This window comes from Cupriavidus sp. 01T418 (assembly GCF_056398885.1).
In genome coordinates this window covers 22,801-35,850 of the sequence record NZ_JBFTQG010000002.1, presented here as the reverse complement: position 1 = coordinate 35,850, position 13,050 = coordinate 22,801, and the positions used below count along the sequence as shown (strand labels likewise).

The 13,050-nt window shown below is 64.9% G+C and carries 11 protein-coding genes; 9 read left to right on the top strand and 2 right to left on the bottom strand.

The genetic code is table 11. The features are described 5' to 3' along the window. Nucleotides 1-76: 76 nt before the first annotated feature. The gene (gene upp / locus AC1DQ3_RS02150; protein WP_477118538.1) at nt 77-727 is read left to right on the top strand and encodes a uracil phosphoribosyltransferase; all 651 of its coding nucleotides are present in this window, start codon (nt 77-79) and stop codon (nt 725-727) included. Nucleotides 728-775: 48 nt separating this feature from the next. Here the strand turns inward: upp and AC1DQ3_RS02145 are convergent, their stop codons facing one another. Further along, on the bottom strand, nt 776-2,320 hold the full coding sequence (locus AC1DQ3_RS02145; RefSeq protein ID WP_477118537.1) for a helicase HerA-like C-terminal domain-containing protein: 1,545 nt from the start codon (nt 2,318-2,320) through the stop codon (nt 776-778). A gap of 258 nt (nt 2,321-2,578) precedes the next feature. On the opposite strand from AC1DQ3_RS02145, the gene AC1DQ3_RS02140 reads away from it, so the two are divergent. The 8 genes from AC1DQ3_RS02140 (at nt 2,579) to rng (ending at nt 10,112) form a co-directional block, all read left to right on the top strand. Continuing rightward, the gene (locus tag AC1DQ3_RS02140; protein WP_477118536.1) at nt 2,579-3,304 is read left to right on the top strand and encodes a YebC/PmpR family DNA-binding transcriptional regulator; all 726 of its coding nucleotides are present in this window, start codon (nt 2,579-2,581) and stop codon (nt 3,302-3,304) included. Between the two features lie 95 nt (nt 3,305-3,399). Continuing rightward, the gene (gene purD, locus AC1DQ3_RS02135; protein WP_477118535.1) at nt 3,400-4,668 is read left to right on the top strand and encodes a phosphoribosylamine--glycine ligase; all 1,269 of its coding nucleotides are present in this window, start codon (nt 3,400-3,402) and stop codon (nt 4,666-4,668) included. A gap of 215 nt (nt 4,669-4,883) precedes the next feature. Further along, nucleotides 4,884-5,795, top strand: a complete 912-nt coding sequence (gene hemF, locus AC1DQ3_RS02130) for an oxygen-dependent coproporphyrinogen oxidase (RefSeq protein WP_477118534.1) — start codon at nt 4,884-4,886, stop codon at nt 5,793-5,795. A gap of 10 nt (nt 5,796-5,805) precedes the next feature. Next, on the top strand, nt 5,806-6,567 hold the full coding sequence (locus tag AC1DQ3_RS02125) for a nicotinate-nucleotide adenylyltransferase (protein ID WP_477118533.1): 762 nt from the start codon (nt 5,806-5,808) through the stop codon (nt 6,565-6,567). A 13-nt stretch (nt 6,568-6,580) separates the two neighbouring features. Further along, entirely contained in the window at nt 6,581-7,309 is a 729-nt protein-coding gene (rsfS, locus tag AC1DQ3_RS02120) for a ribosome silencing factor (protein ID WP_477118532.1), read from the top strand. 23 nt (nt 7,310-7,332) lie between these two features. Then, a complete protein-coding gene (gene rlmH, locus AC1DQ3_RS02115; protein ID WP_035859413.1) occupies nt 7,333-7,803 on the top strand; it encodes a 23S rRNA (pseudouridine(1915)-N(3))-methyltransferase RlmH in 471 nt (156 codons plus the stop codon). 112 nt (nt 7,804-7,915) lie between these two features. Beyond that, on the top strand, nt 7,916-8,521 hold the full coding sequence (locus AC1DQ3_RS02110; protein ID WP_477118531.1) for a Maf family protein: 606 nt from the start codon (nt 7,916-7,918) through the stop codon (nt 8,519-8,521). Between the two features lie 124 nt (nt 8,522-8,645). Beyond that, the gene (gene rng, locus AC1DQ3_RS02105; RefSeq protein WP_477118530.1) at nt 8,646-10,112 is read left to right on the top strand and encodes a ribonuclease G; all 1,467 of its coding nucleotides are present in this window, start codon (nt 8,646-8,648) and stop codon (nt 10,110-10,112) included. 163 nt (nt 10,113-10,275) lie between these two features. Here the strand turns inward: rng and AC1DQ3_RS02100 are convergent, their stop codons facing one another. Beyond that, on the bottom strand, nt 10,276-12,969 hold the full coding sequence (locus AC1DQ3_RS02100) for a bifunctional diguanylate cyclase/phosphodiesterase (RefSeq protein WP_477118529.1): 2,694 nt from the start codon (nt 12,967-12,969) through the stop codon (nt 10,276-10,278). Nucleotides 12,970-13,050: the final 81 nt, after the last annotated feature.

Genomic DNA, 13,050 nt, shown 5'->3' with positions numbered 1-13,050 from the left:
CGCAGGCGCGCGGCCCCGCATCCATTACAATCCGGCTGCACCGGGCCATCGCGCCCACTCCAGCCGCCTACCCGCCATGAAGCAAGATCCGCGTTTCCCCAAGCTGTACATCCTCGATCACCCGCTGATCCAGCACAAGCTCTCGCATATGCGCGACAAGGACACGTCCACGCGCACATTCCGCGAACTGCTGCGGGAAATCACGCTGCTGATGGGCTACGAAATCACCCGCAACCTGCCGCTCACCACGCGCCACATCGAAACGCCGATGGTCGAACTGGACGCGCCCGTGATCGCCGGCAAGAAGCTCACCATCGTGCCGGTGCTGCGCGCCGGTGTCGGCATGAGCGACGGCCTGGTCGAACTGATTCCTTCGGCCCGCATCGGCCATATCGGCGTCTACCGCGACGACCAGCACCGCCCCGTGGAATACCTGGTGCGCCTGCCGGACGTGGAAGACCGCAGCTTTATCCTGTGCGACCCGATGGTTGCCACCGGCTACTCCGCCGCGCATGCGGTCGACGTGCTCAAGCGCCGCGGCGTCGCGGACGAAGCGATTACCTTCGTCGCGCTGGTAGCCGCGCCGGAAGGCGTGGAAGTGTTCCAGAAGGCACACCCTGGCGTGAAGCTGTTCGTGGCGTCGCTGGACAGCCACCTCGACGAGCACGCCTACATCATCCCGGGCCTGGGCGACGCCGGCGACCGGCTGTTCGGCACCAAGAACTGAACGTTCCCTGGACGCAGGCCCGGGCCGCGCGCGCCTTCCGGCTTGCTCCTACTTGTTCTTGCCCGAGCCCAGCAGGCTGCCCAGCACGCCGCGCATCAACGCGCGCCCGACCTGCGAGCCGACCGTGCGCGCCGCCGACTTGGCCATCGACTCCAGGATGGAATCGCCGCGCCCGGTCTTGCCGGTGCCCTTGGTCAGGCCGCCGAAGATCTCGCCGGCCTGGTCGAGCCAGCCGCCGCCGCCCTGCGCGGGCGCCTGCTCAGGCTGGCCTGCCGTGGGCGCCGGCGCCCGATTGCCGGCGGTCGAGGGAGCAGGCGCGGCCGCACGGCCTCTGAGCTTCTCATAGGCCGATTCGCGATCGATCGTCTGCTCGTAGGTGCCGGCTACCAGCGACGTTGCCAGCAACTGCTTGCGCTCGTCATCGGTGATGGGGCCGATCCGGCTGCCGGGCGCCAGCACCCAGGCGCGCTCCGTCATGCCCGGAATCCCCTTGGCGTCGAGCAGCGACACCAGCGCCTCGCCCACACCGAGTTCCCCGATGGCTTTCTCCAGGTCCAGCCCCGGCTTGGCGCGCATGGTGGTCGCCGCCACCTTGACCGCCTTCTGGTCGCGCGGCGTGAAGGCGCGCAGCGCGTGCTGTACGCGGTTGCCGAGCTGGCCCAGCACGGTGTCGGGGATATCCGCGGGATTCTGCGTGACGAAATACACACCGACGCCCTTGGAACGGATCAGCCGCACCACCTGTTCGATCTTGTCGAGCAGGGCCTTGGGTGCATCGTTGAACAGCAGGTGCGCCTCATCGAAGAAGAACACCAGCCTGGGCTTGTCGAGGTCGCCGGCCTCGGGCAGCTTCTCGAACAGTTCCGACAGCAGCCACAGCAGGAAGGTGGCGTAGAGCTTGGGGGAATTCAGCAGCTTGTCGGCGGCCAGGATATTGACCACGCCCTGCCCGTTCACGGTCTGGATGAAGTCGTCCAGGTTGAGCATGGGTTCGCCGAAGAACACATCGGCGCCTTGCGAATCCAGCGTCATCAGGCCGCGCTGGATGGCGCCGATCGAGGCCGCCGAGATATTGCCGTATTCGGTGGTGAACTGCCCGGCGTTGTCGCCCACATACTGCAGCATGGCGCGCAGGTCCTTGGCATCGAGCAGCAACAGCCCGTTGGTATCGGCAATGCGGAACACCAGGTTCAGCACGCCCTGCTGGGTGTCGTTGAGTTCCAGCATGCGCGACAGCAGCATCGGCCCCATATGCGAGACCGTGGCGCGCACGGGATGGCCCTTCTCCCCGAACACGTCCCATAGCGTGGTGGGACACGCGCCCCAGGCCGGCTCGGGCAGGCCCAGGTCGGCCAGCCGCGCCTTGAGCTTGTCGGAGAGCTTGCCCGGCTGGGAGATGCCGGTCAGATCACCTTTGACATCGGCCATGAAGACCGGCACGCCCAGCCGCGAGAAGCCCTGGGCCAGGCTTTGCAGCGTCACGGTCTTGCCGGTGCCGGTGGCGCCGGTGATCAGGCCGTGCCGGTTGCCCATCTCGGGCAGCAGGGCAAGTTCAAGCTCGGCGTTCCTGGCGATGATGATGGGTTCGGCCATGGTCTCTTTGTTTGGCAGGCAGCACAGCGGCATCGCCGCAACCGTCCCCGCCTGCGTGCGCGCGCACCCGTGATCCGGGGACCGGCGGCGGCAGGGCCGCGTGATAAAATGCTGGGCTGATTATAGCTAGCCCTCAAGCCAGCTCACAGACACATAAACCACCCGGCGCGCCGCCGGCGGGCATCCGTTGCCCGCCCGGCACAGCCGGCGCGCGGCGCCAGGGCGCGCGCGTCAAACATAGCCGCTTCGGAGAGAATCATGGCCGGTCACTCAAAATGGGCCAATATCAAACACAAGAAGGCCGCCGCTGACGCCAAGCGCGGCAAGGTCTGGACCCGCCTGATCAAGGAAATCACCGTTGCCGCGAAGCTCGGCGGCGGCGATGCCGATTCCAACCCGCGCCTGCGCCTGTCCATGGACAAGGCAATGGACGCGAACATGCCCAAGGACAACATCCAGCGCGCCATCCAGCGCGGCGTGGGTGGCCTGGAAGGCGCCAACTACGAAGAAATCCGCTACGAAGGCTACGGCCTGGCCGGCGCGGCCATCATCGTCGACTGCCTGACGGACAACCGTACCCGCACCGTGGCCGAAGTGCGTCACGCCTTCTCCAAGAACGGCGGCAACATGGGCACGGAAGGCTCGGTGGCGTTCATGTTCACCCATTGCGGCCAGTTCCTGTTCGCCCCCGGCACGCCCGAGGACAAGCTGATGGAAGTGGCACTGGAAGCCGGCGCCGACGATGTCGTCACCAACGACGACGGCTCGATCGAAGTGCTGTGCCCGCCCAACGATTTCAGCGCGGTCAAGACCGCGCTGGAAGCCGCGGGCTTCAAGGCCGAGATGGGCGACGTCACGATGAAGCCGCAGAACGAAGTCAGCTTCGTCGGCGACGACGCCGTCAAGATGCAAAAGCTGCTCGACGCCCTGGAAAACCTGGACGACGTGCAGGAAGTCTTCACCAACGCGGTGATCGAGGAATAAGGCGGGACGGGCAAGACCTCGCCTCACGGCGGCAGCGCGGCTCGACGGGCCATGGCTGCCGCTTTTCGCATGCGTAATCTTTTTGGCAGTAGATCATGAAAGTATTGGTTGTCGGCTCGGGTGGTCGTGAACACGCGATGGCCTGGAAATTGGCCCAGTCGCCCAAGGTGCAGGTGGTGTATGTGGCGCCGGGCAACGGCGGCACCGCGCTCGACAAGCGTCTGCAGAACGTTCCGCTGACGGATCCGGAGACACTGGCCGCCTTTGCCGAGCGCGAAGGCGTGCACTTCACGGTGGTCGGTCCCGAGGCGCCGCTGGCGGCCGGCATCGTCGATATCTTCCGCGCCAAGGGCCTGCGCATCTTCGGCCCCACGCAAGCCGCGGCCCAGCTGGAATCGTCCAAGGATTTCGCCAAGGCCTTCATGCAGCGCCATGGCATCCCGACCGCCGCGTACCAGACCTTCAACGACGCCGCCGCGGCCCATGCCTACATCGACGCGCAAGGCGCGCCGATCGTGATCAAGGCCGACGGCCTGGCCGCCGGCAAGGGCGTGGTGGTTGCCGCCACGCTGGAAGAAGCGCACGGCGCAGTCGACATGATGCTGGCCGACAACCGCCTCGGCGATGCCGGCGCGCGCGTGGTGATCGAGGAATTCCTCGAAGGCGAGGAAGCCAGCTTCATCGTGCTGGTGGACGGCAAGAACGTTCTCGCGCTGGCTACCAGCCAGGATCACAAGCGCCTGCTCGATCACGACGCCGGCCCCAACACCGGCGGCATGGGCGCGTATTCGCCGGCACCGGTGGTCACGCCCGCGCTGCATGCCCGCGCCTTGCGCGAGATCATCATGCCGACCGTGCGCGGCATGGAGAAGGATGGCATCGTCTACACCGGTTTCCTCTACGCCGGCCTGATGATCGACGCCGAGGGCAACCTCAAGACGCTGGAATTCAACTGCCGCATGGGCGACCCGGAAACCCAGCCGATCCTGACGCGCCTGAAGACCGACCTGGTCGATGTGATGGAGCATGCCGTCGACGGCAAGCTCGACGAGATCGAACTGGACTGGGACCGCCGCACCGCGCTGGGCGTGGTGATGGCCGCGTACGGCTATCCCGACGCCCCGCGCAAGGGTGATGCCATCACCGGCATCCCGGCCGAGACCGACGACAGCGTGACCTTCCACGCCGGCACCACGCTCAAGGACGGCACGCTGCTGACCACGGGCGGGCGCGTGCTGTGCGTGGTGGGGTTGGCCGATACCGTCAAGGCGGCGCAGCGCGTGACCTACGGCGTGGCAGAGAAGATCCACTTCGATGGCATGCAGTACCGTACCGACATCGGCTACCGCGCGCTCAAACGGTAAAGGACGAATAAATCCGCTGCACGGCCCGTGGCGGGCGGCTCGCGGCAATATCTTCGCCCTTTACAGTCACTTCAGTCACTTCAGTCGCTTGGGCTGATTTACCGAATCCGGCCAAGTATTGCCCCAGCCAGTACAATCATGACATCGCCATGACGGCCGGCCAGGTTGACCGACCTGCCCGGCCGTCACCGCTCCGGCCCACGCGCCCGCACACCATGATCGATTCCCAGGCAGTCCGTGCCTATCTGCTCGGTCTGCAAGACCGTATCACCGACGCTGTCGCCGCCATCGACGGCAAGGCGTTTTCCATCGATGACTGGGAGAAGCCGGCCACCGGGCACCTGCGTGGCAGCGGCCGCACCCGTATCCTGGAGGGCGGCGCCGTGATGGAGCGCGCCGGGGTGGGCTTCTCGCACGTGCAGGGCGACGCGCTGCCGCCCTCGGCCACCGCCAACCGGCCCGAACTGGCCGGCCGCGGCTTCGAGGCGCTGGGCGTCTCGCTGGTGTTCCACCCGCGCAATCCCTATGTCCCGACCGTGCACATGAACGTGCGCTGCCTGATGGCGGTGAAGGAAGGCGCCGAGCCGGTCTGGTGGTTCGGCGGCGGCATGGACCTGACGCCGTACTATGGCAACACCGAAGACTGCACGCACTTCCACGCTACCTGCCGCGATGCGCTCGCGCCCTACGGCGACGAACTCTATCCGCGCTTCAAGCAATGGTGCGACGAGTACTTCTTCCTCAAGCACCGCGGCGAAGCGCGCGGCATCGGCGGCATCTTCTTCGATGACTTCTCCGCGCCGGGCTTCGAGTGCAGCTTTGCCATGATGCAATCCGTGGGCGATGCCTTCCTGACGGCCTACCTGCCGATCCTGCAGGCGCGCAAGGACACGCCCTACGGCGAGCGCGAGCGGGATTTCCAGGCCTATCGCCGTGGCCGCTATGTGGAATTCAACCTGGTGTTCGACCGCGGCACGCATTTCGGGCTGCAGTCGGGCGGACGCAGCGAGTCGATCCTGATGTCGATGCCGCCGCTGGCAAGCTGGCGCTACGACTGGCAGCCGGAACCGGGCAGCGCGGAAAGCGCGCTGTACACCGACTTCCTGCCAGTGCGCGAGTGGGCCTGACGGCACCCCCATGGCACACGACCTCGCACGACCGCTCACCGCGAACGCGGCAGACGCAACCACTGGCACCCGCCCCTACCGGCTCGGCATCCTCGGCGGCACCTTCGATCCGCCGCATATCGGTCACGTGGCGCTCGCCCGGCTTTGCATCGAACACCTCGAACTGGACGAACTGGTCTGGATTCCGACCGGCCAGTCCTGGCAAAAAGGCGACGAAGTCACGCCCGCCGCCGACCGCCTCGCCATGACCGAACTGGCCGCGCTGGCGCTCGCCGACACCCGCGCGCTGGTCCATGCCAGCCGCATGGAAGTCGATCGCGCGGGCCCCAGCTACACCGTCGATACCGTGCACGAACTGCGCGAGCGCTACGGCCCCACCGCGTCACTGGCATGGCTCATGGGGGCCGACCAGCTGCTGCGCCTGCACACCTGGCATGGCTGGCAGGAGCTGTTCGCCGACGTCCACCTTTGCGTGGCAACGCGGCCCGGTTTCAACCTCGCCGAACTCGACGGTCCGGTGCGCGAAGAGCTCGCCGAGCGGTGCGCGTCCACCGACCTGATACAATCCATGCCCTCCGGCCGCATGTGGATCGACCAGACGCTTGCCGTCGACCTCTCCTCCACCGCCCTACGCCAACGCCTGGCTGCCGGACAACCGGCAGATGACCAGCTGCCGCCAGGCGTGGCACACTACATCGCGAGCCGCGGCCTATATCGGCCGGCCCAGTCGGATCTGCCCGTCCCGGCCCGCCCTCAAACCGATCTCAGCTGAACTGAAAAGCACCATGGATATTCGTAAACTGCAACGCGCCATCGTCGACGGCCTCGAAGATGTCAAAGCGCAGGACATCAAGGTGTACGACACCACCCACCTGACCGAGCTGTTCGACCGGGTGGTGATCGCCAGCGGGAGCTCGAACCGCCAGACCAAGGCGCTGGCCGCCTCGGTCCGCGATACCGTCAAGGACGCCGGCGGCCATATCGTTGCGGTCGAAGGGCTGGAAACGGGCGAATGGGTGCTGGTGGACTGCGGCGACGCCGTGGTCCACATCATGCAGCCGCAATTGCGCATGTACTACAACCTGGAAGAACTCTGGGGCGACAAGCCGGTACGGCTCAAGCTGTCCACCGCCAGGAAAGGCCTGGCCAAGGCCAGCGAGCCCATGGACGGCGAAGACGAGGACGAGGCCCCGGTGGTACGCACGGCACGCCGCGCCACCGGCCTGCGCCCGGCCCTGGCCCGCCTGCCCGAAGGCATGAAAGAGCCTTCGCCGCCGCTTGGCCACGAAGACACGGACCCCGACGCCATCGCCACCAACCGCGCCCCGACGGTACAGAAGCGCCTGACCAGCGCGCTGGGCTCGGCGCCGGCACGCAAGGCACCGGCGCGCAAGACCGCGGCCGGCACCGGCGTGGCACGCAAGACCGCCGCCAAGACCGCCACCAAGGCACCGGCCAAGACGGCTGCCGCCAAGGCCCCGGCCGCGCGCAAGCGCACCACCCGCTCGGCCTGAGCGGAACGGGTCCGCTTCCCGTCATGCAGTTGCTGATCGTGGCCGTTGGCCACAAGATGCCCGGCTGGATCGAAACCGGATTCGCCGAGTACGCCAAGCGCATGCCGCCGGAGTTGCGCATCGAGCTGCGCGAGATCAAGCCCGAAGCGCGCTCGTCGAGCAATAACGCCACCACCGTGATGCAGCGCGAAGCGGCCCGCATCGAAGCGGCGCTACCCAAGCAATGCCGCATCGTGGCGCTGGACGAGCGCGGGCGCGACCTCACCACCGTGCAACTGGCCGCCCAGCTGGGCGACTGGCAGCGCGAAGGCGGCGACGTCGCCTTCCTGATCGGCGGCGCCGACGGGCTCGACCCCGCCCTGAAGGCGCGCGCGCAGACGCTGCTGCGCCTGTCCAGCCTGACCATGCCGCACGGCATGGTCCGCGTGCTGCTGGCCGAGCAGCTTTACCGCGCCTGGTCGGTCACGCAGAATCATCCGTACCATCGCGCCTGACACTGGCGAACGGCCGCCGGCGGCGTGCAGCGGGCAAGTCCGGCGGGTACAATGCGACCGAAGCGGCGCATGCCGCCGACCCACTTCCGCGGATCTTCCCGACTGCCCTGCCGTGACCCATTCCTTCCTCTATCTCGCCTCCCAGAGCCCGCGCCGGCGCGAGTTGCTGACCCAGCTTGGCGTGGCCTATGAACTCCTGCTGGCCGACGACACGGAAGATGCCGAGGCGCTGGAAGCCGTACTGCCGGGCGAAACCCCCGACGACTACGTGCAGCGCGTGTGCGCGCTCAAGGCCGAAGCCGCGCTGCGGCGGCGCGAGCGGCGCGCCCTGCCCGACGCCCCCATCCTGAGCTCGGACACCACCGTCTGCCTGGGCGGCGAGATCCTCGGCAAGCCCGCCGACGACGCCGACGCCGCGCGCATGCTGGCGGGGCTGTCCGGCCGCACCCACCGCGTGCTGACCGCCGTGTCCGTCGTGTCCACGCTTGGCGTGCGCCATGCGCTTTCGGTCTCCGAGGTCAGCTTCCGCCCCATGACCGCCGCTGAAATCGCGGCCTACGTCGCCAGCGGCGAGCCGGCCGGCAAGGCCGGCGCCTACGGCATCCAGGGCCGCGCCGCAGAGTTCGTGGCGCGAATCGACGGCAGCTATTCGGGTATCATGGGTTTGCCCCTGTTCGAGACGGCTTCGCTGCTCAGACAGGCCCAACTGCGGTTCTGAGTACCCCGCCGCCGCCTTTTTCGCACTCCCGCGGCTGCCCTGGCCAAGGCAGCAACCGGAAGCGCATGGCGGCACCATGGGGACAACCACCTGGCCGGTCAACCGGCGACGAGTTTCATCCACTATGACTGAAGACATCCTCGTCAACATCACACCGCAGGAAACACGTGTGGCCATCGTGCAGCAGGCCGCCGTACAGGAACTCCACATCGAGCGCACGCTGTCGCGCGGGCTCGTCGGCAACATCTACCTCGGCAAGGTCGTGCGTGTGCTGCCCGGCATGCAATCCGCCTTTATCGACATCGGGCTGGAACGCGCCGCCTTTCTCCACGTCGCCGACATCTGGCATCCCCGCGATCCGGAAAAGAACGGCAATGCCGCGCCGCTGGCAATCGAGAAGACGCTCTACGAAGGCCAGGCGCTGATGGTGCAGGTGATCAAGGATCCGATCGGCACCAAGGGCGCGCGCCTGTCCACCCAGGTCAGCATCGCCGGGCGCACCCTGGTCTACCTGCCGCAGGATCCGCACATCGGCATCTCCCAGCGCATCGAGGGCGAGGTCGACCGCGAAGCCCTGCGCGCGCGCGTGCAGGGCCTGGTGCCGGCGGACGAGCGCGGCGGGTTTATCGTGCGCACCATCGCCGAGGAATCCAGCAACGAAGAGCTCGGCAACGACATCGCCTACCTGCGCAAGATCTGGGCCTCGATCCGCCAGAGCGCCACCACGCTGCCCGCGCCCAGCCTGCTGTACCAGGATCTCAACCTGGCCCAGCGCGTGCTGCGCGACTTCGTCAACGACGCCACCAACGTGATCCAGGTGGATTCGCGCGAGAACTACCAGAAGCTGGTCGAGTTCGCGGAGGAATACACCCCGGCCGTGCTGCCGCGCCTGTCGCACTACACCGGCGAGCGCCCCGTCTTCGAACTCTTCAATATCGACGCCGAGATCGAGAAGGCCCTGTCGCGCCGGGTCGACCTGAAATCCGGCGGCTACCTGATGATCGACCAGACGGAGGCCATGACCACCATCGACGTCAACACCGGTGGCTACGTCGGCGCGCGCAACTTCGACGACACGATCTTCAGGACCAACCTGGAAGCGGCGCACACCATCGCGCGCCAGCTGCGGCTGCGCAACCTGGGCGGCATCATCATCATCGATTTCATCGATATGGAGAACACCGAGCACCGCGACCAGGTGCTGTCGGAGCTCAAGCGCGCGCTCTCGCGCGACCGCACGCGCATCACCGTCAACAGCTTCTCGCAGCTCGGGCTGGTGGAGATGACCCGCAAGCGCACCCGCGAATCGCTGGCGCACGTGCTGTGCGAGCAATGCCCCGTGTGCACGGGCAAGGGCCAGGTCAAGACGCCGCGTACGGTGTGCTACGACATCCTGCGCGAGATCATGCGCGAGTCGCGCCAGTTCAATCCGCGCGAATTCCGCATCCTCGGTTCACAGCAGGTGATCGACCTGTTCCTGGAAGAGGAAAGCCAGCATCTGGCGATGTTGGGCGACTTCATCGGCAAGCCGATCTCGCTGCAGGTGGAATCGACCTTCCATCAGGAACAGTACGACATTATCCTGATGTGATCCGCGACGGTGTCCGGCTTTTCGCCCTGTGACTCGAACGCAAGCCCGGCCACATGCGCCAATGGGCGGGCAACGATGCCTGCCCGCAGCATCCCGGCATCGTGGCCGGCTGCCGCGAAGAAGGCCATGTGCCCGTAAGTTGCTTCCAGGATAGCCTGGTGCCTTACCCCTCACGTCCCGGAGCCAGACGCGATAGCCGATTTCTGTCCAGCAGGCCGAGCACGTCGTCACGCTCTACCGGGCGGCTAAAGAAATATCCTTGATATTCGTCGCAAGCCAGTTCCTTCAGCAAGGCTGACTGCTCGGCCGTCTCTACGCCCTCGGCGACGACGCGCAGCTTCAGTCCATGACCAAGGTTAACAATCGACCGGACGATGGTAATACTGTCTTCATCTTTGTCCAGATCGTGTATGAATGCGCGGTCGATCTTTAGCCGCTGCACCGGGAATCGCTTCAAATAAGCGAGACTGGAATATCCTGTTCCAAAGTCGTCGACCGACAAATCGACGTCCAGTGCACGGATTTCATGCATCAGCCGGTCGATGTCGTTTGCGCCGCTCATCACCGTGCTTTCGGTAATTTCGAGTTCCAGGCTGCCCGGCGGAATGCGCGTCTTTTCGATACATCGTTTAATCGTCGGGATGAGATTCCGCTGATGAAATTGTCGCGCAGAGAGATTGACGGCGACCTTCAGCTGTTCGCCGCAATACGCGTGCCAGCGGGACGCTTGCCCGCATGCTTGTTCGAGAACCCAGGCGCCGATATCGACAATCAACCCGGTGGACTCCGCTATGGGAATGAACCGAGCCGGCGATACATCGCCAAAGGTGGCATTGGTCCATCGAAGCAATGCCTCAAACCCGACGATGCGGCCGGACGCAAATTCCACTTGCGGCTGATACACCACCCGGAATTCCTCCCGCTCCAGCGCGCGGCGCAACTGTCCTTCAAGAGCAAGCTGTTCGTCCAGGGAGATGTGCGTATTCCTGTAAAAGAAATGCACCGGTTCCCTCCCGTCCTCGGCGGCGCGGTGCTTTGCAAGGTCGGCCAGGCGCAGGAGTTCGTCTGCGGCCTGGGCATCCTGCGGATATATCGCGGCGCCGATAACCGGCCCAAGGTAAAACTCGCGCCCGAACATGGTAATCGGCGCAGCCAGCGCACCTTGCAGTTCTTCCGCAAGATTTTTCGGCGCGCCCTCCGAACTGCGGCAGGCAATTAATACTGCAAATTCGTTGCTCTTTATACGAGCCGTGCAAATCGTCCTGGGGAAGAATGCCCTGAACGCATTGCCGGCGATCTTGACAGCGATATCGCCGGCTTCATGCCCGAGCAGGTCGTTGATTTCCTGCAGGCGCTCCAGCGAGACGATCAACACTTCCAGACGCGTGCCGGACGGTTCCGTTCTTGCCACTTGCTCTTCGAGAATCCGCCGGAAATGGGCATGATTCGGTAGTCCGGTCAGCGGATCGAAGTCCGCCAGGTAGGCAAGGCGAACCAGGGCTTCCTTATGTTCGGTAATATCGGTTGATACCTTGACAATCTGATGATTTCCATCGGTGTCGGTGAGCCTGGACGCGGATATGAGGACAGTCCGTTGTTGTCCCTGGCCATCGGTCAACTCGCTTTCGACGACAATGTCTTCACCGCTCTGAAGCACCTGCGCGTATATTTTTCCCCAGTCGTGCGCACTTTCCGCGTACAGCGTTTTCGGATCGGCGTGGTCGAGCGGTTCATTTGCCTGCTTCCCCGCGAGGCGGCCGAACGCGGCATTGATCATGACAATTCGATGACTGCTGTCAAGGACCGAAATGGGATTGCCGATCGCGTTAAGAATTTTGTTGAGATAATCGGCGCTTTTTTCCAGGCGGCCTTCGCTGCTTTCGAGCTTTGCGATCAGCGCCAGCTTGCGTTTTGAATCCGACGCCACGCGCCACGCCAGGAAAAGCACAAGCAAAGTTAGCGCCGCAAGCGAGATTGCTGCCATCCAGAGGCGGCTGTACCAGGGAATGAGAGCGTCCGCTTTATCGATGCCGGTAATGATTACCAGCGGGTAGCCCTCGACAACGTCATAACCATAAATGCGCCGCTTGCCGTCAACGGGGCTGGTCGCCTCGAATGCGTCATGCTCGGACACCGGCAAATACTTGGTGAACAACGGCGTGTCTTTCAGCGATTTCCCCACCCATTGCGCGAGGGTCGGCCCGCGCACGAGCATCGTTCCGTCGAGATCGAGCAATGTTACCGAGCCGCCGATGCCCAGCCGTACCAACGTGTAAAGCCGCTGGAGCGCTGCGGAATCAACCCTTGCCAGCATGACGCCGACAACCTTGCCGGAGGCATCCACGAGGCGGCGCGAGAAATTCAAAATCCCCTGCCCGCTCTTCGCATCGATGTCCGTGATGTCTATGCGTATGGATTGGGTCGCGCCGAGCATCGGCRGCGCAATGATGTTCGTCTCCGCGTCGGTAATCGGAGGTTCGCCACTGGATGAAGCAATGCCAAGAAGCCGATTGCTTGAATCAAACAAGTAAATGCCGAGCAGATAGGGATGTGCCGGCATGTGAAACCGGAGCCGCTTGTGGGCTATCTCGGCGATACCTGCACCGGACCCGGCGGTCCGGACGTATTCCCGTTGAACCTCGGCAAGCGCCTGGTCGACCGACTCGACCGCACTCAAGGTCTGCGCACCGAATGCGAGCGACAGGTTGTGGAGGTCGGTTTCCTGCTGACGAATGGTGCCCCGGTAACTCGTCAACAGGGTAACGAAAGTCACCAATGCCAATATCAGGATAAGTGCGGCAGCGCCACCGACAATTCGATTGACGGAGACGGGATTTTCTTGCCGATTGTTCGCCATTGATGTTCCCGCAGACAAGATGGCCCACATTTGTCGATAACCGTGCCCCCCTATTTCCGGGTCTCGACCGGCGCATCGCTC